Source organism: Agrobacterium deltaense RV3 (assembly GCF_900013505.1).
In the GTDB taxonomy this organism is placed as follows: Bacteria; Pseudomonadota; Alphaproteobacteria; order Rhizobiales; family Rhizobiaceae; genus Agrobacterium; species Agrobacterium leguminum.
Genome location: NZ_LT009746.1, coordinates 650819 through 670862 on the forward strand (window position 1 = coordinate 650819; position 20044 = coordinate 670862).

Here is a 20044-nt window from a genome sequence, read left to right on the forward strand (position 1 = left end):
TCCTGTGCTGCGCCTTGCCGATTTTACCTTTCAGTAAAAATACGAAGACCACGCGTTAGCACAGTCAGCGTTCGGACGCACCCGCCTCGACGAAGGAAAGCTTGATCTCAGGCGTTTTTCCACCGGGATGGCGCAACTTTGCCGAAAAACCGTGGCTGAAACCGGGCTGCATCTCCTTCACCGGCGGTTCGATGACCATGCTGGCCACCAGCTGTCCCTTGGCGGCGAAGAGATCGGCGCGGAGGGCCGGCACCTCTTCGAGATTGCCGCCATTGTTTTCGACAATGCCGTTGATGAGCAGAGTATCCATGCCATCCGCCTCCATCGGGGTCACGGTGACATGGGAAATGGCGAGCGGGTTCACCGAAGCGGCAACAGCCGGCTTCTCCGGCACGACCACAGAGAGACCGCCCGAGCAGACGAAGACGAAAATCGCGAGCCCCGCCACCAGCGCCGAATAGGCATCTGCCGAAAGACGGGATAATCTGCGGTCCAGCCAGCCGATGAAAGCGAGGCCGAGCACACCGATGGTGACGGGTGGTTTTGCCGCCTGCCGGCGCGCAGCACCGCGATTGTCGTTTCCGGGTTGCCGCGAACGGTTTTCCTTGATGGTGACAAATTCCGCGTCTACCACATCGCGGTCGGGATTTTCCGCCCGCGCCGTGCGGCGCACCGGCGTTTCCGGCATCAGGAGGTCGAAATCGAATGCCGCTTGCCGGCGAGATGAACGGAACATAGCCATAGAATTCCCTGGGTGAGGTTTTCCGGCCCGCAAAACTGGGCATTGCAACGAATCCTGCCAAGTTTTAAATTTAATTGGTTAATGCTTCGCAAAAACGTCTCGCACAGGCTGCCGGATCCGGGTTAAACCCCGACATCCGAACCCCACGCGCCAGCGGCTTGCGAACCACCACGAAACGAAGAGACTGGAAGTCCGTTGATCCATTTCGAAAATGTCGGGTTGCGTTACGGCATGGGACCCGAGATCCTGAGGGACATGACCTTCGATATCCCCAAGGGTTCGTTCCAGTTTCTGACCGGCCCGTCGGGCGCCGGCAAGACGACGCTGCTCCGCCTGCTTTTAATGTCGCTGCAGCCGACACGCGGCAATATCCGCATGTTCAACCGCGATGTATCCCGCATTCCGCGCAGCGAGTTGCCGATGCTGCGCCGCCGCGTTGGTATCGTGTTTCAGGATTTCCGGCTGCTCGATCATCTGACGACCTATGAGAACGTCGCCCTGCCGCTGCGTGTGCGCGGCAAGGAAGAGAGCGCCTATCGCAACGATGTGATCGAGCTGCTGAAATGGGTCGGGCTCGGCGAGCGCATCAATGTGTTGCCGGCCATTCTTTCCGGCGGGGAAAAGCAGCGCGCCGCCATTGCCCGCGCCTTGATGGACCAGCCCGAAATCCTGCTGGCCGACGAGCCGACCGGCAACGTCGATCCGCCGATGGCCAAGCGCCTTCTCAACCTTTTCCTGGAACTCAACCGGCTGGGCACGGCCGTCGTCATCGCCACCCATGATTTCGGCCTGATGGACCAGATCGATGCGCGCCGGATGATCCTGACCGAAGGGCGGCTCGACATCTATGAATGAGATCAACCGCAAACAATTGAAGCCGGAAGCGGCGCAGCCGAAGCGCCCGCCCATGCGCATCCGCCCGATGGCGCCCATCCTGCCGCCCTCCAATATTCAGGGCAATGCGCTGATGGTGGTCATCGCCATCATGGCCTTTCTCGCCTGCCTGACGCTGGGCGCCGTCTCCATGGTGCGCGCCACAGCCGCCACCTGGCAGAGCCAGATTTCCCGTGAGATCACCATCCAGATCAAGCCCGAGGACGGGCTGGATATGGATGCGGCGCTGAATAAGGCGCGCAACCTGGCGCTCACCTTCGTCGGCACGCGGGATGGCACCATCCTCGACGATGCGGCGACATCGCGCCTTTTGGAGCCGTGGCTCGGCAGCGGTCTCGATCTTTCCGAATTGCCGGTGCCGCGTCTCGTCGTCATCACCATCGACGAAAACAATCCGCCCGATTTCCAGGCGATGCGCGATATGCTGAAGGCGGAGATTCCGCAGGCGTTTCTGGACGACCACCGCACCTGGGTCGACAGGCTGGTCTCCATGGCGAGAACCACTGTGATGATCGGCGTCGGCGTTCTTATCCTCGTCTTTACCGCCATGGTGCTGACGGTGGTGTTTGCGACGCGCGGCGCGCTTTCCGGCAACCGGCATATCGTTGAGGTGCTGCATTTCGTCGGCGCGGAAAGCAGTTTTGTAGCGCGCGAATTTCAGAAACACTTCCTGAAGATCAGTCTCAAGGGGGCGGCGGCGGGCAGCGCTCTGGCCGCGGCGGTTTTCCTTGTCGCCGGTTTCTGGCAATCGAGCACGGTCGCCACGCCGCAGAGCGATCAGGCGAGCGCGCTTTTCGGCTCGTTTTCGGTCGGTCTCGGCGGCTATTTCGGCATTGCCATGACGATGATCATCATCGCGCTTTTGACCACCATTACGGCCCGCGTGACCGTCATCCGCACCATCGACGATATCGACCGCGTCCGCTCCGATCCATCGAAAAGCGACGGCCTTGCATCGTGAGAACACCCCCGGAATCCTGCGGTAGAACTGAAAGCGTCACAAGCCGGATGTAACCTGCAGGCGGTGGACAAAAATGCCTGTTCCTTGCCTTAATCGGCGAGTATTCAGGAGGAATGTTTGTGAGTCGGATGGACCAGGATCAGGCGACAGCGCGACCGGCCAGAAAGGGCCTGTTGTCGCGGCGCGGTCCTCTGCGCCGTTTTATTCGCGGCCTCATCCTGCTTTGCGTCATTGTGCTCGGCGCATTTTCCGGCGGTTTCCTGTGGTTTGCCGATTCCGTCGCCTCCATGCGTCCGCCGGAGGGGGCAAGAGGCGATGCCATCATCGTGCTTACCGGCGGTTATCAGCGTATCGAACAGGCGGTCGGCCTGCTGAGAGATGGCGTGGGCAAGCGTCTTCTGATTTCCGGCGTCAACCCGGCCACCACCCGCTCGCAGATCCGCAAGATGACGCAAGGGTCATCGGACATGTTTTCCTGCTGCGTGGATATGGGCTACAAGGCGATAGACACGATCGGCAACGCCAGTGAGGCGGCAAGCTGGATACGCGACCACAATTATTCCTCCATCGTCGTCGTCACCAATAATTATCACATGCATCGCAGCCTGCATGAATTGCGCAGCGCCAGCCCGCAGACGCAATTCATCGCCTATCCCGTCATCAGCGCCGATCTTGCCCGCACCAACTGGTTCGTGGAGCCGGATGTGGTGAGAACCATGCTTTACGAATATCTGAAGTTCGTGGCGGCAGCGGGACGCGACCTCACCGGCTTCGGCAAGGGCGACGGTCTGCGCAAGGCCGCCGCCGATCATTCCCGGATAAAGACGACAACCGCTTCGTCCTGACCGGCGAGAACGCGCTTGCTGCGGCCCCTTGTTTTCGTGTAGGCGTCTGGCATCGGCATCCGGCATCGAGACCTGTCCAGGGCTTCGGAACGGCTGCGCTCCGGGAAGGCTGTTGATGCTCAAGCTGCGCTCTTTTCTTTTCAATACGCTGTTTTATCTCAACCTGATTGTCCGCATGATCGTGCTGACGCCGATCTATTTCATTCTGCCGCGCAAGATCGCCTATGAAATTCCCAAGAACTGGGCGCGATCCAACCACTGGCTGATGAAAACCATCGTCGGCACCACCTTCGAAGTCGAAGGGCTGGAAAACATTCCCGAAACCGGCTGCATCTTCGCGCCCAAGCATCAATCCTTCTGGGACACCTATGCGCTGCTGCCCAATCTTCCCGATCCGGTCTATATTCTGAAGCGCGAGCTTTTGTGGATTCCGCTGTTCGGCTGGTACGCCATGAAACAGCGCATGATCCCGGTTAACCGCGCCGCACGCGGCAAGGTGATGCTGAAGGTGATGGAGCGGGCGAAAGAGGAAATGGCCGCCGGCCGCGAACTCATCATTTATCCCGAGGGCACGCGCCGCCCACCGGGGGCCGAACCCGAATATCGCTACGGCATCGCAAGGCTTTACCGCGATCTGCAGGTTCCGGTCATTCCCGTCGCCATGCATCCCGGCCTCTTCTGGCCGCGCCGTTCCACCATGCGCTATCCCGGCCATTTCAAGGTGCGTATCCTGCCGGCCATCGAGCCGGGGCTCGACCCCGATGTGTTTTTCAAGCGCCTGATCGATGTAACGGAAAAGGCGAGCGACGAGTTGCTGCTGGAAACCGTGCGCAACAACCCGCATTTGCCGCTGCCGCCGACCGCCGTGAAGCGGATCGCCGAACTTCAGGGCAAGGAAACCGCCGCCGCCGGCTGAGCGGCGAGCGTGCCGACATTTTTGGCGATGCTCTCCAGCAGGGAATCGCGGATGCCCATCTCCTGCAGATGCTGCACGGTGTTGAAGACATAATCCGTATTCGGCCCGGACCGGCCCGATGCGGCTGCAACGATGGTCGCCGATTCGGCAACGCCGAGACCGCCGATATATTGCTCATGCGCGGGATCGGCCACATAGGTCACGGCGCTGCTGCGCCTGCCATCGGAAAGCGCGATGGAAACCAGCCGCTCCTTATAGACATTCGTCACCAGTTCGCGCTCGCGCAGATAGATCATGACCGGCTCACGGTCCTGTCCGCGCACGCGGAAAGCGACGCCAAGGCAGGAGCCGCCGCGCTCCAGGCCGAGAACGAGACCGGGCTTTTCTTCGGTGCCTCTATAAAAGTTGGAACTGATACAAAGCGAGCGCCGATACCCGTGCAGCCGCGCCTGCTGCCGCTCTTCAAAGGCGAAGCCGGGGTTCCACATCAACGAACCGTAGCCAAAGACCCAAAAATCGTCCATATCCCAAGCCAAATCGAAATTGTCTGAAGTCTGTTCATCGGAGATCAATATGGCAGCGTCAAGCCAATCCGGCACCGCCAAAAAATTCCTCTGGCTCGCCATCGCCATCCTCGTGGTCATCGGACTTTATACCGCCGGGTGGTTTTACGCCGCCGACAGGCTGAAGCAGACGGTTCTGAACGTCATTGCCCCCTCGCAGGCCCGCAGCGTCAGCGGCGAATGCGGCGATATCGCCTTCAAGGGTTATCCCTTCCGCATCGGCCTCTTCTGCTCCAGAGTGACGGTGGATGACAAGGAGAACGGCGTTTCCGCTTCCTTCGGCGAACTTCGCTCGGCAGCGCAGGTCTATAATCCCGGCCACATCGTCTGGGAACTCGATTCGCCGGCGGAGATCCGTTCCGCCCATGGCCTGACAATTTCGGCCGCCTGGCAGAACATGCAGTCCAGCATCGTCACCAAGCTGAAGGGCATCGACCGCAGCTCGCTCATCATCGACGGGCTGAAAGCGCAGGCAGTTTCCTCCGTCACCGGCCAGACCATCGACTTCGATGCCGTCAAGACGGAAATGCATCTGCGCCAGAACGGTGCCGATCTCGACGGGGCCATCACGCTCACCGACTCGGCAACCGTCATCAAGGACTGGCCGCAGCTTCTGCCGCGCCTCAACGCCATCGCCGATGTCACCCTTGCCGGCAAGGCGGGCATGGTGGATGGCAGCGACAGTTCGGGCCTGTATGGCGCGAGCGGCGAGCTTCGCCGGCTGGTGGCCGATATTGGCGAGGGCCGCACCATGCGCATCAGCGGCCCCTTCTCCTTCGACAATGAGGGCTATCTCTCCGGCCAGTTCAAGCTGGAAATCGAAAAGCTCGGCGCATGGTCGGACAATGCCAAGCAGGTCTTCCCGCAGCTGCAGTCCACCATCGATACGGCCCGCAAACTACTCGGCGCGCTCGCCGGCGGCGGCGACCGGGCATCCGTCGATCTCGTTGTGGATCGTGGCCGCGCCACGGTCAGCGGCTTTATTCCGCTTGGGAGAATCCCGCCGATTTGACGTTTAGCCCCATATTCGACGTCATCCTCGGGCTTGTCCCGAGGATCTGCATCCGGTTGTTTGTGTCGATGTGTTTAGATCCTTGGGACAAGCCCAAGGATAACGAAAGCAAAGCTCTGACACTTTGCCAGCGGTCTGATGGCCGGATCAAATCCGGCCATGACTGTCGCCAGCGGCGATTTATTTCTTCTGGTCCAGCGCGTGACGGCCGAAGTCCGGTGCGTCGACATCCTGGCCCGCCTGCACGATGGAGCGGCGGATGGCGCGGGTGCGGGAAAACAGTTCGAACAGCTTTTCGCCCTCCCCCCAGCGGATCGCCCTTTGCAGGGATGCCAAATCTTCGGAGAACCGCGCCAGCATCTCAAGGATCGCATCCTTGTTATGCAGGCAGACATCGCGCCACATGGTGGGATCGGAGGCGGCGAGACGGGTGAAATCGCGGAAACCGGAGGCGGAATATTTGATGACTTCCGATTCGGTCACCGTCTCCAGATCATCCGCCGTGCCGACGATATTGTAAGCGATGATATGCGGCAGATGCGACACGATCGCCAAGACCTTGTCGTGATGTTCGGCATCCATCTCATCGACGCGCGAACCAAGCGCCCGCCAGAAATCCTTCAGCCTTTCCAGAGCCTCGGCATCCGTGCCCGGCAGCGGCGTGAAGATGCACCAGCGGTCGCGGAAGAGACCGGCAAAACCGGCATCCGGGCCGGATTTTTCCGTACCCGCCAGCGGGTGGCCGGGAATGAAATGCACATTGTCAGGCATATGCGGCGCCATCTGTGCGATGACCGAAGCCTTGGTGGAGCCGACATCGGTAACGATGGCGCCCGGCTTCAGATGTGGCGCGATCTGCTGCGCAACGCTCTCGGAAGCACCGACCGGCACCGAGACGATGACGAGATCGGCATCCTTTACCGCCTCCGCCGCCGAAACGGTGTAATCCGTGCCAAGCGCCAGTTCTTCCGCCCGTTTCAGCGTGTCTTCGCTGCGGGTGGAAATCGTCACATGGCGGGCAAGACCCAGCTCTTTGACATCGCGGGCAATCGACGAGCCAATCAGGCCGATGCCGATCAGCGCGATGCGTTCAAACATGATCTCAGCCATCACGCCTGCCCCATGAACTCGGTGAGGGCCGCGATGACGCCGAGATTGGCCTCCTCCGAACCGACGGTCATTCTCAGCGCATTCGGGAAACCGTAACCACGTACCGCACGCAGAATGTAACCGCGGCGGCTCAGGAACTCGTCCGCATCCGCCGCACGCTTGCCGTCCTGATCCGGGAAATGGATGAGGATGAAATTGGTGACCGATGGCGTGACGGTGAGGCCGAGGCCGGTAAAGGTCGTGACCAGCTTTTCCATCCACAGCGCGTTATGCGCCACCGCCTTCTCTACGAAGGCCTGATCGCGGATTGCCGCAGCACCCGCCGCGATGGCCGGCGCGCTCATGTTAAACGGGCCGCGCACGCGGTTCAATGCATCGATGACAGCGGCCGGACCATACATCCAGCCCACGCGCAAGGCAGCGAGGCCATAGACCTTCGAGAAGGTTCGCGTCATCACCACGTTGCGGTTGCCGGAAACCAGCTCCAGCCCGGCCTCATAGTCGTTCTTGCGCACATATTCGGCATAGGCCGCATCCAGCACCAGCACGACATGTTTCGGCAGGCCGGCCTGCAGGCGGCGGATTTCCGCGACGGGAACATAGGTGCCAGTGGGATTGCCCGGATTGGCGACGAAAACCATCTTGGTCTTCGGCGTCACGGCGGCGAGGATCGCATCCACATCCACCGCGCAATCCTTTTCCTTCACCGTCACCGGGGTCGCGCCCGCACCCATGATCTGGATCTTGTAAACGAGGAAACCGTGTTCGGTGATGATCGCCTCATCGCCAGCGCCCAGATAGACGTGGCAAAGCAGGCCGAGAAGCTCGTCCGAACCGTTGCCGCACATGATATTCGCGATGTTGAGACCGTGCACGTCGGCAATCGCCTGGCGCAGCGCGATCGCCTGACCGTCCGGATAGATTTCCAGATGGCTGGCAGCAGCGCCAAAAGCCTCTATCGCCTTCGGGCTCGGCCCAAGCGGTGTCTCATTGGAGGAGAGCTTATAAACCTTCGCGACGCCGTCCACATGTTCCTTGCCCGGAACATAAGCGGCGATATCCAGAATACCCGGACGCGGAACAGGTTGGCTAAGCTCTGCACTCATTTGATCGACCTTTGGAAAAGCGCCGGAGAACCCGGCAAAAGCAATGCCGGAGGCATTAGACCGGAATGGGCGCTTTGTCGAGGGTCAGCGCGGCTTTCCTTGGCCTGCGGCAGTGCGGGTGGTGGGCACCCCCTGCGGGGCCAGCACGGGCACAAAAACGCGACGCGAGGCGCGCTGGGTGACGGGCAATCCCTGATAGAGACGCTTCTGGGCTTCCACCACGATGACACCGGAAAAAAGCGGCCACAGCCGGCGGCCGGTATGTTCAAGATAACGGCGGAATTTCAGTATCGGCCGGCTGGTGGTGGGCGGGAAGAACAGCGCCTCGGCGGTGGCGCCCGGCGTGAAATTGGTTTCGCGCAAAAGCGCCGTCAGCTGTCCGCGCGAATAGGGCCTTCCGGAACCGAAGGGCGTATGCTCCATGCGCGCCCAGACGCCGCGCCGGTTCGGCACCACGATCACCAGACGGCCGCCGGGCGCCAGCACCCGCCACAGTTCCTTCAGGCTTTCACGCGGATTTTCGGCAAATTCCAGCGCATGCACCATCAAGACCCGGTCTATCGACGCATCGGGCAGCGGCAATTCCTCATCGAAAACCAGCGCCGTGGAAGACAGTTCGCCCGCCGGCCAGTTCACCGCCCCCTGCCCCGCCGGCATGAAGGCGAAGGTGCGCTCCGTATCGCGACGAAACCGCTCCAGAAACGGCACGGCATAGCCGAGCCCGACCAGCCGCTCTTCCGGCAAAGGCGGCCATAGCGTCGAAAGCGCCATGGTGATCGCCTGCTCGGCCGAGCGGCCAAGCGGAGAGTGATAGAATTCGCGCAGATCGACGATATCGGTATTCATGGGCGAGAATGTAGCATCAGGCGGTTGGACTTCAAGGCGTCTGCCCTTACATAGAAGGTCAGGCGGGCGATGCGCCGGTTTTGGCCGGCAAATGGAGAGGATAAGATGAAACCTTTGGAAATAGACGTCTTTCTTTGCCGCAGCGACAATTTCGGGGTTCTCCTGCACGATCCCGAAAGCGGCGCGACAGCCACCATAGACGCACCGGAAGAAGGACCTATCCTGCAGGCGCTCGACGGCCACGGCTGGAAGCTCACCCATATCTTCACCACCCACCACCATCAGGACCATGTGGAAGCCAATCTGGCCCTGAAAGACAAGTTCCGCTGCGAAATTCACGGCCCCTACGACGAAGCGGTTGCGATACCCGGCCTCGACCGTTCGCAGGCCGATGGCGACGAATTCGAATTCGCCGGCCGCCGCGTACAGGTCATCGGCACGCCCGGCCATACGGCGGGACATATCTGTTATTATCTGCCCGATGACGGGCTGCTGTTTGCCGCCGATACGCTGTTTGCGATGGGTTGCGGCCGCCTGTTCGAACGTCCGGCGGCAGATATGTGGCATTCCTTTCAGAAACTCATGGCGCTGCCGGATGAGACCAAGGTTTATTTCGGCCATGAATATACGCTGACGAACGCCCGTTTTGCCCTCACCGTCGACCCGGAGAATGCTGTGCTGAGTGAGCGCGCGGCCCACGTCGAGAAGGCGCGGCAGGCGAATGAATTCACCATTCCCACCACCATCGGGCTCGAAAAACAGACCAATCCCTATATGCGGGTGGCCGATGCCGGTATTCGCAAATATCTTGGCCTTGAAATCGCCACCGATGCCGATGTTTTCGCGGAAATCCGCACACGCAAGGACAATTTCTGATGGGAACGGATATATCGGCGCAGGCGATCATTCGCGAACTGGGGCTGGAGCCGCATCCCGAGGGCGGTTTTTACCACCAGACGTTCCGCGATAAGGCGGGCGGTGAGCGCGGCCATTCGACGGCGATCTATTATCTTCTGGAAAAGGGCGACCGCTCGCACTGGCACCGGGTCACCGATGCAGTGGAGGTCTGGCACTATTATGCCGGCGCGCCCATCGCATTGCATCTTTCGCAGGACGGCCGGGAAGTGCAGACCTTCACACTCGGCCCCGCCATTCTTGAAGGCGAGCGCCCGCAGGTCATCGTTCCCGCCAATTGCTGGCAATCGGCCGAAAGCCTCGGGGACTTCACGCTCGTCGGCTGCACCGTCTCGCCGGGCTTTGCCTTTTCGAGTTTCGTTATGGCAGAGCCCGGTTGGTCGCCGGGCGATGCGCCGTAATTGCCTCAGCCACCGTATTTCGTCGCGGTAATATAGACCTGCCCCACCCGGGTCGGAATGATCGCATAAACAGGCGCATAGACATCCATGTTGTTCGACTTGGCGAACCAGATCTCCATGGAGATGGATTTCAAATATTCGATGTCCTTGCGCCCCTGCCGATAGCCCGACTTCGGCACATACCGCGCCTTGCAGACGATGGCGTCGCCATTAAAGCCGTTGGTCTTGAACGGCTTGGTGCCACTGGAGCTCAAAACCAGATCGAGTCGCGATTCGCCGTCATAGATCGGCAGGCGAGTCGGGCAGATGCGGCCGCCCGCGGGAATGATGAGGCCGGAGATCGGATCGAGAACCGAGCGCAGGTCGCGGTCCTTCACGTCCACCCAGTTGTCCGGCCGGGCTTTCGGCTCAGGCTTCACCGTCGTCGATGTGACGTTGCCGTTGCGATAGACGACGTCATAGGTGCGCACCCGCTTGCCGTCCTTATAGACCAGCGAATATTCGTTGGCCTGCAGCCGGTGGCCGCGCTTGGCGCCGGAAACGGTCGTCTTGCCGGAAATATCCTTGAGGATGCTGGCAAGACCGGCGGCGCTGAAGGAGCCGGAGATCGAATAATTCGGTCCGTCCATGCGAGTCGAGAAACTTGCCCTCGCAATCGGCAAAATGCCGAGATTGATGCTGTATTCGCTTGTGTGGCGCGCTTCGGCGGCGAGCGAGGGGGAGACGCCCGTTAACGCTATTGTCGCGGCCACGAAAATGCTTTTTCCTCTGGCAATCATTTCGATATCACCTTAAAAGAGGCGCGGAAGCGGCCTTATCGGGCGATCATATACGCTGACTTGTGGCAATAAAAAAGCGGATGCCGGTTGAAAACGCCGGAATTTCCTTTCATTTGATCGCGAGCGGCTTGACTGTTAAGTCTCGTCTGACTATAGAACCGCAACTTTCCAATCATGGCCAGTTGGATTGCCACCCCGGTTTTGCCGGTGGCGAGCCAGTGGTGAAACAGACGAAACGAAATAGGTGTACCCATGTCCCGTGTATGCGAATTGACCGGCAAGGGCGTCCAGACGGGCAACAACGTCAGCCACGCCAACAACAAGACCAAGCGCCGGTTCCTTCCGAACCTCTGCCAGGTCACGTTGATCTCCGATGCTCTCGGCCAGCGTTTCCGCCTGCGTGTTTCCGCAGCCGCTCTGCGCTCCGTTGAACACCGTGGCGGCCTCGATGCCTTCCTTCTGAAGTCCGGCGAAAACGAACTGAGCATGCGCGCTCGTCTCCTGCGCCGCCAGATCGCCAAGAAGACGGCCGAAGCTGCTTAATAGCGGTTTCGACATCATCGATATTCAGAGGGCTTGAATGGCTTTTGCCGCTCAAGCCTTTTGTTTGTTCCAGATTTTAGTTGCATCGGGTTTTGCGAAAACCGTTTGAGATGTTTTCCTCCGATGCTTGGCTCCAACTGGTGGCATCACCCAGGATAAAAAAATGCCCTATCTGCGCTTTACGCTTATCTATGTCCTGCTGATGACACTGGTGGTCGTCGCGTCCAATATTTTGGTGCAATACCCGCTTTCCGGCTCGTTGTTCGGCGTCAATCTCGGCGACCTTCTGACCTGGGGCGCCTTCACCTATCCGATCGCCTTCCTCGTCACGGACCTGACCAACCGCCAGTTCGGCCCCTCCATCGCGCGCCGCGTCGTGCTTGCCGGCTTCGTCGTCGGGGTCACGCTGTCCTTCTGGACATCCATTCCGCGCATCGCGGTCGCCTCCGGCACCGCCTATCTGATCGGCCAGTTGCTGGATATTTCCGTTTTCAACCGCCTGCGCCGCCAGCGCTGGTGGCACGCGCCGCTTGCTGGCTCCATGCTGGGATCGGTGCTGGATACCGCACTGTTCTTCTCCATCGCCTTTGCCGCAAGCTTCTCCTTCGTCGGCCCCAACGATGCCTTCGCCATCGAAAACGCTCCCATTCTCGGTGTCTTCGCCGTGGAAGCGCCCCGTTGGATTTCCTGGGCGCTGGGTGATCTCTCGGTGAAGGTTCTCGTCGGCCTCGTCATGCTCCTGCCCTACGGCGCTCTGATGAACACGCTGAAGCCGATGCCGGGCGCCGTCAAAACGGGCCGCGTTTGAGGCCAGGCAAGCGCGGATCAAATCGCGCTTGCAAGCCAGCCGTCAGCATTGCAGTCTGTCGTCCGTTGCACAGCGCGGAGGCAGGTCGACATGCAGATCAAGGACGTTATAGACATCGTGGAGGCCGCCAGCGCCACGCTTTCAGGCTCAACCTTCAACGACGTCAATCTATCCGGCACGGTCTTCGACAACGTCAATCTTTCCGGGGCGAGCTTCAACAATATCAATTTGTCGGGTGCGTCGTTCACGGATAACAACATGTCCGGCTGGTCGATCGATGACGTCAATTTTTCCGGTCTGAAACTGAGCAACTCAAATCTGTCCGGTGCGCAGATAACCTCATGCCGGATGACCGGCATGAAGATCGACGGCATTCCCGTCGAGGACCTGATGGCAGCCTACGAGGCGGCACAGCAGCAGCAGGCCTGATTTTATTCCACCAGCTTGAATTCCAGCATCAGGTTGCGCTGGAGGAACGAGTGATTGTCATCGGAAACGATGATGAGGCGCGTCGAGCCGTCCGGCCCCTTTACCACATCCATGCCTTCCATATTGTCGATCTGGTAGGCCATGCCGGCTTCCATGAGGATTTCGCCATCCACCACCGCGCCCGGCCGGACATCGGCCCCACGGATGCGACGGATGCGCATGCCCACGCCTTCGGCGAAATTGAAGCGGCGCTCAAGAAGCAGCAGGTCGCCATTGGGCAGGAATGCGCCGTCCGTCACGTCGAATGAAGGATGATGCGTGACGGCGAATGTGCCCTTGCGCGGACCTTCCAGTATGGCGGCGAGAAGATTGCCGTCCGTGTCGATACTTTTTTCAGCCACCACGACCAGAGCGCCGGCGAGCGGCGAATCGGCGGGCGATACCGCGAGCGCCTCCAGGCCGCCATTATGGCGCAACTCGTTGCTGGGGATGAGATATGGCAGGCGGTCTAGCGGCTTTGCGGTGGCGAAGCCCGGATCGGGATAGATATCGATCCTGTGGCGCTGCTCGTAACTGACAAAAACCTTGCCGTCGCGCAGCGCCAGCCCTTCCGCATCCATCTCCATCTTGCGCGGCGGTTCGCGCCCGCTCATGTCCAGCATGGGGGTGATGCGGACATCGGCAAGCCCGGACAAAGCACCGCGAGCGTCACGCAAGACCCTGCCCGTCAGCCAATGGCCGGTATCGAGCACCGCAACGAAATCCTCCCCATTGGGGCGGAAACGGATGGAGGATATCGCCCCGAACAGCTTTTCCGGCGCGCTCATCACCATGCCGCCGATAAATTCCAGCTTGCCGAAACGTTTTTCGCTGGTGCCGACCTCGAAAGAGGAAAGCAGGCGCACGCTTACCGGCACATCGATGGTGGAAGCGCCGATGGAAACCGGACACAACGATGCGGCCGCCAGAATGGCGGCCATCGCAAGCGTTTTGCAGGCGGAAGAAGCCCGGCCCCGCTTATCCCGCACGGCGAACCCTGCGGGACGAACCGGAAGCGCCGCTCGTATCCTCGAAGAGCGCCGCAAGCTGCTCCGTCATCGCGCCGGCCAGCTCGTCCGCATCCACGATAGTCACGGCGCGGCGATAATAACGCGTCACATCGTGGCCGATACCGATAGCCAGCAGTTCCACCGGCGAGCGCGTTTCGATCTGCTCGATCACGGCGCGCAGGTGCCGCTCCAGATAATTGCCCGGATTGACCGACAGGGTCGAATCGTCCACTGGCGCACCATCCGAGATCATCATCATGATCTTGCGCTGCTCGGGGCGGCCGATCAGGCGATTATGCGCCCACATCAGCGCTTCGCCGTCGATATTTTCTTTCAGCAAGCCCTCGCGCATCATCAGGCCGAGATTGCGCCGCGCGCGCCGCCACGGAGCGTCCGCCGACTTGTAGATGATGTGGCGCAGATCGTTGAGACGGCCGGGCGACGCTGGCTTGCCATTGGCAAGCCACTGTTCGCGCGATTGCCCGCCCTTCCACGCCTTGGTGGTGAAGCCCAGAATTTCGACCTTCACGCCCGAGCGCTCCAGCGTGCGCGCCAGAATATCGGCGCAGGTGGCAGCCACGGTAATGGGACGGCCGCGCATCGAACCGGAATTGTCTATGACCAGCGAAACCACGGTATCGCGGAACTTGGTGTCGCGCTCCTTCTTGAAGGAAAGCGGCTGCATGGGATCGATAATGAGCCTGACGAGCCGGGCCGGATCGAGATAGCCCTCTTCCAGATCGAAATCCCAGGAACGGTTCTGCTGCGCCATCAGGCGGCGCTGCAGGCGGTTCGCTAAGCGCCCGACCGCGCCCTGAAGGTGAGCGAGCTGCTTGTCGAGGAAAGCGCGCAGACGGTCAAGCTCGGCCTCGTCGCACAGTTCCTCGGCGTGAATTTCCTCGTCGAATTCCTGGGTGAAGATGCGGTAATCGACCTTCTCGTTGAAATCGTCGAAGGGGCTGTTGGGGCGGCGGGTCTCGCCGGGCGTTTCGGAATCCTCGTCGAGATCGTCGGACATTTCCTCGTCCGACATCTCGGCGCCGTCCATCTCGCCTTCTTCCATTTCCTCCTGCGAGGCCTCGTTTTCATCGGCAGGCGTCGCGTCCGAACCGGCTTCTTCCTCGACCTGCTCTTCTTCGGTCTCGTTGGTGCGCGGCTGGTCCTCGTTGGATTCCGCCTCCTGGCTCTCGGGCTCGTTATCCTCGTCGCCGAAATCTTCCGCCATCTGCATGGAGGTCAGCATCTTGCGCACCAGCCGCGAAAACGCCTTCTGGTCGGTGATGACGCTGGAGAGATCCTTGAGGTCGCCGGCCGCCTTGTCCTCGATGAAATCGCGCCACAGATCGACAACCTTGCCGGCGCTTTCCGGCGGCTTCTCACCCGTCAGCTTCTCGCGCACCAGCAGCGCAACAGCCTCTGCAAGCGGCGCATCGTCCTTGTTGTTGATGCCGGCGAAATTGGCCTTGGCGTATTTTTCCGTGTTCATGGCATGGATGTTGGAGGCCATGCCCGGCATGCGCAGCGCGCCGATGGATTCCACGCGCGCCTGTTCGACAGCATCGAAGATCAGCCGCGCTTCGGCGCCCTGCGGCGACATCACAGCGTGGGTATCGGCATCATGGCAGGCAAGACGCAGCGCCATGGAATCACCGAGGCCACGCGTGATGGCGATTTCCTGCGCGGTCGGCTTCTTGGAAATTTCCGGCAGGCGCATGCGCTCACCGGCAAGACCCGGCCGTTCATTGGCGAAAACGACTTCGACTTCGGCGTCGCCAGCGACGGATCGCACACATCCGGCAATCGCCTGACGCAACGGCTCCGTATCAACCGCCGTACCCGGTTTTGCTCTGGAATTGTCGCCGCGCGCTGCCATTGTCTTTCCTGTCATTTGTCGGCGCCTGCGGCACGCGATCGGAAGATCGCGCGCCCCACCGGCGTCTTCAAGTCATCGGTGATCTTCCCCGGACAAGCCGGGGACTATCAGGCGCTGAGAACGATGTTCGCAGCGCTTTCCTTCAGCTCGACGCCGAAAGCCCGCTGATATTGCTCAGCCACCAGCGTGCGCTCCAGCTCGTCACACTTGTTGAGGAAGGTTACGCGGAAGGCAAAGGCGAGATCGCCGAAGATTTCCGCATTTTCCGCCCAGGTGATGACGGTACGCGGGCTCATGACCGTGGAAAGATCGCCATTGATGAAAGCCGAACGGGTGAGATCGGCCACGCGTACCATCTTGGAGACGGTTTCACGGCCCTTCGGATTGTCGAAGCTCTTCACCTTGGCGGCGATGATGTTCACTTCCTGCTCATGCGGCAGGTAGTTGAGCGTGGTGACGATGGACCAGCGGTCCATCTGCGCCTGGTTGATCTGCTGCGTGCCGTGGTAAAGGCCGGTCGTATCGCCAAGGCCGATGGTGTTGGCGGTTGCGAAAATGCGGAAAGCCGGGTGAGGACGGATGACGCGGCTCTGGTCGAGCAGGGTCAGGCGGCCGGAGGATTCCAGCACGCGCTGGATGACGAACATCACGTCCGGGCGGCCGGCATCATATTCGTCGAAAACGAGCGCCACATTGTGCTGGTAGGCCCAGGGCAGAATGCCGTCCTTGAATTCGGTGACCTGTTTGCCGTCTTTCAGAACGATGGCGTCCTTGCCGACGAGGTCGATACGGCTGACATGGCTGTCGAGGTTGACGCGCACGCAGGGCCAGTTCAGGCGGGCGGCCACCTGCTCGATATGGGTGGATTTACCCGTGCCGTGGAAACCGGAGACCATGACACGTCGGTTGTGAGCAAAACCGGCAAGGATCGCAAGCGTCGTGTCGCGATCGAAAAGATAGTCGGGATCAAGGTCAGGCACATAGGCGTCGCCCTGGGAATAGGCGGGAACCCGCAGATCCGTATCAATGCCGAAAACCTCCCGCACGGACACCGTCGTGTCGGGCAGGTTGGAAATATCAAGGTCGATTTTGCTCATCACGTCTCCAAGGCGGGCGGCAGCCACCCGGCCACATCATCAATCAGGCGGTAAACACATAAGTTGGCTTAGCAGAAACCTGACTGCTTTAACAATTGATATGCTTGAACAACAGCCCGAAAACGCTCTTCCGAACCACGATCGCCACCATTAGCATCAGGATGGTGCTTTTTGACAAGCTCCTTGTAGCGCCTTTTTATGTCTTCCTGCTTTGCGGTGGAAGAAAGACCGAGCGTATCGAAGGCTTTTGCCTCCAGCGTCTTCAATTTGCGATCCTGCTGCATGCGGGTGCCGCCTGCCCTTGCGCCGCCCGCAAAACCGCCGGCGAAGCCGAAAGGATCGCGGATACGGGCGTTCCCGCTCGCCGTGCCGGAACGCAGCGTAGAGTGCAGCGGGCTGTCGCGCGCCGTCTTGTTGACGCCCACCGTCCAGGTGGGGCGATGGCCGGTGATCGCTTCCTTCTGGTAACGGGCGATCTCGCTGTCGGACAGGCCTGAAAAATAATTATAGCCCTTGTTGTATTCCTTCACATGCTCAAAACAGAACAGGAAGAATTGCCCCTCGGCATTGCGGCCGACAGGTGCCCGGTGAATACCCGGCTTGTCGCATCCGTCCCACTGGCAGGTCGGGGCCTGAACCTCAGGTTCCCTCTCCCTTTTCCGGCGCGTGCGGATGCGATCGAAATATTTCGAATCCAGTTTCATGATGCCCTGATTATGGGGTGCGAAAAGCCGCACAACAAGAATTGACAAAGCGGAATGTTGCTGGCTTTTAGGTAGCCCCCTTCAAGACCAGCCAACGAGAATGGAGCCCGTCGCATGTCCCTGCGAGAACGCATAGAAACGAAGCTTCGGGAAAGCTTTTCACCGGAGCGCCTGAGGGTCGTCGATGAAAGCCTGATGCATGCCGGCCACCAGCCGGATATGACCGGCACGGGCGAGACGCATATGCGTGTTCAGATAGTGTCGGAAAGCTTTTCCGGCAAGTCTCGCGTCGAGCGCCACCGGGCGATCAACGCGCTTTTGAAGCCGGAACTCGATGCCGGCCTGCATGCACTGGCGATTGAGGCGGCGGCGCCGGGGGAAGCGGTGCGGTTTTAAACCTCGAGCAAGCCCCCTCATCCGGCCCTGCGGGCCACCTTCTCCCCGGCGGGGAGAAGAAACCGGGCGGCAGCACCGTGCTCAAAGCTCTGACCTCAATCTAAGCTGAACCAACGCTGTCTCGTATGGCATTGCCATCATGGCTTGTTCTTCTCCCCGCCGGGGAGAAGTGCCGGAGCGAAGCGAGGCGATGAGGGGGCGCCCTCACCGTATCGCTCAACATCTCACCCCGGATGTTTTTCCGACAGGAAGGACTGCACCTCGGACGCCGCAACATCATCGGCCACGAAGGACTGGCCGATGCCGTGGGTGAGGATGAAGGTGAGCTTGCCGCCCTTCACCTTCTTGTCCTGCGCGATTGCCGCCATCAGCGTTTCCACCGGCGGCAACTCGCCGGGAATATCCTTCATCGTCGTCGGCAGGCCGACGGCCTTCAGATGCGCTTCGACGCGGGCGGCATCGTCCGGGCTTGCGAGGTTGAGGCGGGCGGAGAACTGGTGCGCCAGCACCATGCCGATGGCGACGCCTTCGCCATGCACCAGCCGCTTGCTATCGTAATTGGTCGCCGCCTCCAGCGCATGGCCGAATGTATGGCCGAGGTTCAGAAGGGCGCGCACGCCGTTTTCTTTCTCGTCGGCTACCACCACATCGGCTTTCGCCTGGCAGCTGGTCGCAATCGCCTGAATGCGGGCGGGGCCGCCGGTGCGGATTTCATCCCAGTTCTTTTCCAGCCAGAAGAAGAAATCCGGCTTGTCGATCAGCCCGTACTTCACCACTTCGGCATAACCGGCGCGGAATTCCCGCGGGCTCAGCGTATCGAGCACGGCCGTATCCGCCAGCACCAGATCGGGCTGGTGGAACACGCCGACGAGGTTCTTGCCATGGCGGCTGTTGATGCCCGTCTTCCCGCCGACAGAGGAATCGACCTGCGCCAGAAGCGAGGTCGGTATCTGCACGAAGCGCACGCCACGGCGCACGATGCCAGCTGCGAAACCGGCGAGATCGCCGATCACGCCGCCGCCGAGCGCGATCACCGCATCGTTACGCTCCACCCTTGCTGCCAGAACCGCATCGCAGACGGTGACCAGATGCTCGAAGCTCTTGGTCTTTTCGCCGGCCGGCAGGGTCAGCGAAACCGCCTCGATGCCGTCGGTCTGCAGCCCGTCCATCAGGCCTTCGAGATAGAGCGGCGCGACATGTTCATCGGTGATGATGGCCGCGCGCCGACCCTTCATCCGCGCCGAAATTTCGCCGCCCGCCCGGCCGATGAGGCCCGGTCCGATCAGAATGTCATAGGCGCGCTCGCCGAGCGGCACATGCACGAGACGTTCATCGGCGTGGATTTCGGAAGGCGTCATGGGGATCAGTCTTTCTGTTCGGTGCCGGCTATGGCGGCCAGCACTTCTGTCACGATGATTTCCTTGCGGACATCGCGGGATTCGATGGTCAGATCCGCTTCCGCATAGATCGGATAGCGCTTCTCCATCAGGGCCGCCAGCGTGGCTTTGGGGTTTTCGGTCTTGAGAAGCGGGCGGTGGTCGCGCTTGTTGACCCTCTCCCACAACACCTCGAGATCGGCCTTCAGCCACAATGAAATGCCGCCGCGCGTGATGTGCCGGCGGGTATTGTCGTTGATGAAGGCGCCGCCGCCGGTGGAGATGACCTTGGGGCCGCCGCGCAGCAGCCGCTTGATGACCCGCGTTTCCAGCGCCCGGAATTCTTCCTCGCCATAGGTGGCGAAAAGTTCCGATATCGTCATGCGCGAAACGCGCTCGATTTCGACATCCGTATCGATGAACGGAACCCTGAGCTGCTGGGCTACCATGCGGCCCACCGCCGACTTTCCAGCCCCCATCAGCCCGACGAAGACGATGTTGCGCCGTCCGAGCTTTGCCCGCGCTTGCTCCCCGAGTGTGGCCGGGACGGATAAATTCGTTTCATTCATAGATTTGAAAGCCCGTTTGGCATGGATATCTGCAAATGTTTACGAAGCGTCAAGCCAAATTGCTGACTGAATTGCGGTGAATCACAATCATCGCCGCATGCGGCATGGAG

General features: G+C 60.6%; 23 protein-coding genes. 11 read left to right on the forward strand and 12 right to left on the reverse strand.

The features are described 5' to 3' along the window. Positions 1-64: 64 nt before the first annotated feature. Positions 65-736, reverse strand: a complete 672-nt coding sequence (locus AGR7B_RS17340) for a hypothetical protein (protein ID WP_080857438.1) — start codon at positions 734-736, stop codon at positions 65-67. A gap of 201 nt (positions 737-937) precedes the next feature. Between AGR7B_RS17340 and ftsE the strand changes: the two genes are divergently transcribed. The 4 genes from ftsE to AGR7B_RS17360 all read left to right on the forward strand — a co-directional run bounded on the left by ftsE (position 938) and on the right by AGR7B_RS17360 (position 4358). Next, the gene (ftsE, locus tag AGR7B_RS17345; protein ID WP_003497447.1) at positions 938-1597 is read left to right on the forward strand and encodes a cell division ATP-binding protein FtsE; all 660 of its coding nucleotides are present in this window, start codon (positions 938-940) and stop codon (positions 1595-1597) included. Then, a complete protein-coding gene (locus tag AGR7B_RS17350; RefSeq protein ID WP_065657057.1) occupies positions 1590-2597 on the forward strand; it encodes a cell division protein FtsX in 1008 nt (335 codons plus the stop codon). The genes ftsE and AGR7B_RS17350 overlap by 8 nt, the downstream gene beginning before the upstream one ends. Positions 2598-2725: 128 nt before the next feature. Beyond that, entirely contained in the window at positions 2726-3442 is a 717-nt protein-coding gene (locus tag AGR7B_RS17355) for a YdcF family protein (RefSeq protein ID WP_161987828.1), read from the forward strand. A gap of 115 nt (positions 3443-3557) precedes the next feature. Next, positions 3558-4358, forward strand: coding sequence for a lysophospholipid acyltransferase family protein (locus tag AGR7B_RS17360; RefSeq protein ID WP_080857440.1), 801 nt, complete (start codon positions 3558-3560; stop codon positions 4356-4358). Here AGR7B_RS17360 and AGR7B_RS17365 read toward each other — a convergent pair. Continuing rightward, positions 4328-4882, reverse strand: coding sequence for a gamma-glutamylcyclotransferase (locus AGR7B_RS17365; protein ID WP_080858151.1), 555 nt, complete (start codon positions 4880-4882; stop codon positions 4328-4330). The genes AGR7B_RS17360 and AGR7B_RS17365 overlap by 31 nt on opposite strands. Before the next feature lie 49 nt (positions 4883-4931). On the opposite strand from AGR7B_RS17365, the gene AGR7B_RS17370 reads away from it, so the two are divergent. Next, on the forward strand, positions 4932-5933 hold the full coding sequence (locus tag AGR7B_RS17370; RefSeq protein WP_080857441.1) for a DUF2125 domain-containing protein: 1002 nt from the start codon (positions 4932-4934) through the stop codon (positions 5931-5933). 180 nt (positions 5934-6113) lie between these two features. Here the strand turns inward: AGR7B_RS17370 and AGR7B_RS17375 are convergent, their stop codons facing one another. From AGR7B_RS17375 to AGR7B_RS17385, 3 genes are all read right to left on the reverse strand, one after another. Next, on the reverse strand, positions 6114-7043 hold the full coding sequence (locus AGR7B_RS17375; protein ID WP_080857442.1) for a prephenate/arogenate dehydrogenase family protein: 930 nt from the start codon (positions 7041-7043) through the stop codon (positions 6114-6116). Beyond that, the gene (gene hisC / locus AGR7B_RS17380; protein ID WP_080857443.1) at positions 7043-8149 is read right to left on the reverse strand and encodes a histidinol-phosphate transaminase; all 1107 of its coding nucleotides are present in this window, start codon (positions 8147-8149) and stop codon (positions 7043-7045) included. The genes AGR7B_RS17375 and hisC overlap by 1 nt, the downstream gene beginning before the upstream one ends. A gap of 84 nt (positions 8150-8233) precedes the next feature. After that, positions 8234-8995: a class I SAM-dependent methyltransferase gene (locus AGR7B_RS17385; protein ID WP_078051970.1), complete on the reverse strand. Its 762-nt coding sequence runs from the start codon at positions 8993-8995 to the stop codon at positions 8234-8236. 105 nt (positions 8996-9100) lie between these two features. On the opposite strand from AGR7B_RS17385, the gene gloB reads away from it, so the two are divergent. Together gloB and AGR7B_RS17395 are read left to right on the forward strand one after the other, a co-directional pair. After that, positions 9101-9871, forward strand: coding sequence for a hydroxyacylglutathione hydrolase (gene gloB, locus AGR7B_RS17390; RefSeq protein ID WP_080857444.1), 771 nt, complete (start codon positions 9101-9103; stop codon positions 9869-9871). After that, on the forward strand, positions 9871-10311 hold the full coding sequence (locus tag AGR7B_RS17395; protein WP_162691912.1) for a cupin domain-containing protein: 441 nt from the start codon (positions 9871-9873) through the stop codon (positions 10309-10311). Before gloB ends, AGR7B_RS17395 begins: the two co-directional genes overlap by 1 nt. Before the next feature lie 5 nt (positions 10312-10316). Here the strand turns inward: AGR7B_RS17395 and AGR7B_RS17400 are convergent, their stop codons facing one another. Further along, positions 10317-11090: a DUF3108 domain-containing protein gene (locus AGR7B_RS17400; RefSeq protein ID WP_003523301.1), complete on the reverse strand. Its 774-nt coding sequence runs from the start codon at positions 11088-11090 to the stop codon at positions 10317-10319. 252 nt (positions 11091-11342) lie between these two features. Here AGR7B_RS17400 and rpmB point away from each other — a divergent pair, with 252 nt between their 5' ends. The 3 genes from rpmB (at position 11343) to AGR7B_RS17415 (ending at position 12870) form a co-directional block, all read left to right on the forward strand. Beyond that, on the forward strand, positions 11343-11633 hold the full coding sequence (gene rpmB / locus AGR7B_RS17405; RefSeq protein ID WP_003509888.1) for a 50S ribosomal protein L28: 291 nt from the start codon (positions 11343-11345) through the stop codon (positions 11631-11633). 163 nt (positions 11634-11796) lie between these two features. Continuing rightward, on the forward strand, positions 11797-12441 hold the full coding sequence (locus tag AGR7B_RS17410) for a queuosine precursor transporter (protein ID WP_080857445.1): 645 nt from the start codon (positions 11797-11799) through the stop codon (positions 12439-12441). A 90-nt stretch (positions 12442-12531) separates the two neighbouring features. Next, positions 12532-12870, forward strand: coding sequence for a pentapeptide repeat-containing protein (locus AGR7B_RS17415; protein WP_080857446.1), 339 nt, complete (start codon positions 12532-12534; stop codon positions 12868-12870). A gap of 2 nt (positions 12871-12872) precedes the next feature. Here AGR7B_RS17415 and AGR7B_RS17420 read toward each other — a convergent pair whose 3' ends face one another. The 4 genes from AGR7B_RS17420 to AGR7B_RS17435 form a co-directional block, all read right to left on the reverse strand. Beyond that, complete coding sequence (locus AGR7B_RS17420; RefSeq protein ID WP_162934248.1) at positions 12873-13850, reverse strand: esterase-like activity of phytase family protein; 978 nt, start codon at positions 13848-13850, stop codon at positions 12873-12875. 37 nt (positions 13851-13887) lie between these two features. Continuing rightward, on the reverse strand, positions 13888-15792 hold the full coding sequence (gene cobT / locus AGR7B_RS17425) for a cobaltochelatase subunit CobT (protein ID WP_080857448.1): 1905 nt from the start codon (positions 15790-15792) through the stop codon (positions 13888-13890). Positions 15793-15899: 107 nt separating this feature from the next. Then, complete coding sequence (gene cobS, locus AGR7B_RS17430; RefSeq protein ID WP_004445672.1) at positions 15900-16889, reverse strand: cobaltochelatase subunit CobS; 990 nt, start codon at positions 16887-16889, stop codon at positions 15900-15902. A gap of 68 nt (positions 16890-16957) precedes the next feature. Beyond that, a complete protein-coding gene (locus tag AGR7B_RS17435) occupies positions 16958-17593 on the reverse strand; it encodes a J domain-containing protein (protein ID WP_059755848.1) in 636 nt (211 codons plus the stop codon). A gap of 114 nt (positions 17594-17707) precedes the next feature. On the opposite strand from AGR7B_RS17435, the gene AGR7B_RS17440 reads away from it, so the two are divergent. Continuing rightward, positions 17708-17989 (forward strand): BolA family protein, encoded by a 282-nt coding sequence (locus AGR7B_RS17440; protein ID WP_065656776.1) that lies wholly within the window; start codon positions 17708-17710, stop codon positions 17987-17989. 224 nt (positions 17990-18213) lie between these two features. Here AGR7B_RS17440 and aroB read toward each other — a convergent pair whose 3' ends face one another. Continuing rightward, a complete protein-coding gene (aroB, locus tag AGR7B_RS17445; RefSeq protein ID WP_080857449.1) occupies positions 18214-19347 on the reverse strand; it encodes a 3-dehydroquinate synthase in 1134 nt (377 codons plus the stop codon). 5 nt (positions 19348-19352) lie between these two features. Then, positions 19353-19934, reverse strand: coding sequence for a shikimate kinase (locus AGR7B_RS17450; RefSeq protein WP_080857450.1), 582 nt, complete (start codon positions 19932-19934; stop codon positions 19353-19355). Between the last annotated feature and the right edge of the window lie 110 nt (positions 19935-20044).

What these genes read in the sequence shown, in the direction of transcription:
- AGR7B_RS17340 (WP_080857438.1), bottom strand. Translation starts at nt 736, where the DNA reads ATGTTCCGTTCATCTCGCCGGCAAGCGGCATTCGATTTCGACCTCCTG.
- AGR7B_RS17350 (WP_065657057.1), top strand. Translation starts at nt 1,590, where the DNA reads ATGAATGAGATCAACCGCAAACAATTGAAGCCGGAAGCGGCGCAGCCG.
- AGR7B_RS17355 (WP_161987828.1), top strand. Translation starts at nt 2,726, where the DNA reads ATGGACCAGGATCAGGCGACAGCGCGACCGGCCAGAAAGGGCCTGTTG.
- AGR7B_RS17360 (WP_080857440.1), top strand. Translation starts at nt 3,558, where the DNA reads ATGCTCAAGCTGCGCTCTTTTCTTTTCAATACGCTGTTTTATCTCAAC.
- AGR7B_RS17365 (WP_080858151.1), bottom strand. Translation starts at nt 4,882, where the DNA reads ATGGACGATTTTTGGGTCTTTGGCTACGGTTCGTTGATGTGGAACCCC.
- AGR7B_RS17370 (WP_080857441.1), top strand. Translation starts at nt 4,932, where the DNA reads ATGGCAGCGTCAAGCCAATCCGGCACCGCCAAAAAATTCCTCTGGCTC.
- AGR7B_RS17375 (WP_080857442.1), bottom strand. Translation starts at nt 7,043, where the DNA reads ATGGCTGAGATCATGTTTGAACGCATCGCGCTGATCGGCATCGGCCTG.
- hisC (WP_080857443.1), bottom strand. Translation starts at nt 8,149, where the DNA reads ATGAGTGCAGAGCTTAGCCAACCTGTTCCGCGTCCGGGTATTCTGGAT.
- AGR7B_RS17385 (WP_078051970.1), bottom strand. Translation starts at nt 8,995, where the DNA reads ATGAATACCGATATCGTCGATCTGCGCGAATTCTATCACTCTCCGCTT.
- gloB (WP_080857444.1), top strand. Translation starts at nt 9,101, where the DNA reads ATGAAACCTTTGGAAATAGACGTCTTTCTTTGCCGCAGCGACAATTTC.
- AGR7B_RS17395 (WP_162691912.1), top strand. Translation starts at nt 9,871, where the DNA reads ATGGGAACGGATATATCGGCGCAGGCGATCATTCGCGAACTGGGGCTG.
- AGR7B_RS17400 (WP_003523301.1), bottom strand. Translation starts at nt 11,090, where the DNA reads ATGATTGCCAGAGGAAAAAGCATTTTCGTGGCCGCGACAATAGCGTTA.
- rpmB (WP_003509888.1), top strand. Translation starts at nt 11,343, where the DNA reads ATGTCCCGTGTATGCGAATTGACCGGCAAGGGCGTCCAGACGGGCAAC.
- AGR7B_RS17410 (WP_080857445.1), top strand. Translation starts at nt 11,797, where the DNA reads ATGCCCTATCTGCGCTTTACGCTTATCTATGTCCTGCTGATGACACTG.
- AGR7B_RS17415 (WP_080857446.1), top strand. Translation starts at nt 12,532, where the DNA reads ATGCAGATCAAGGACGTTATAGACATCGTGGAGGCCGCCAGCGCCACG.
- AGR7B_RS17420 (WP_162934248.1), bottom strand. Translation starts at nt 13,850, where the DNA reads ATGGCCGCCATTCTGGCGGCCGCATCGTTGTGTCCGGTTTCCATCGGC.
- cobT (WP_080857448.1), bottom strand. Translation starts at nt 15,792, where the DNA reads ATGGCAGCGCGCGGCGACAATTCCAGAGCAAAACCGGGTACGGCGGTT.
- cobS (WP_004445672.1), bottom strand. Translation starts at nt 16,889, where the DNA reads ATGAGCAAAATCGACCTTGATATTTCCAACCTGCCCGACACGACGGTG.
- AGR7B_RS17435 (WP_059755848.1), bottom strand. Translation starts at nt 17,593, where the DNA reads ATGAAACTGGATTCGAAATATTTCGATCGCATCCGCACGCGCCGGAAA.
- AGR7B_RS17440 (WP_065656776.1), top strand. Translation starts at nt 17,708, where the DNA reads ATGTCCCTGCGAGAACGCATAGAAACGAAGCTTCGGGAAAGCTTTTCA.
- aroB (WP_080857449.1), bottom strand. Translation starts at nt 19,347, where the DNA reads ATGACGCCTTCCGAAATCCACGCCGATGAACGTCTCGTGCATGTGCCG.
- AGR7B_RS17450 (WP_080857450.1), bottom strand. Translation starts at nt 19,934, where the DNA reads ATGAATGAAACGAATTTATCCGTCCCGGCCACACTCGGGGAGCAAGCG.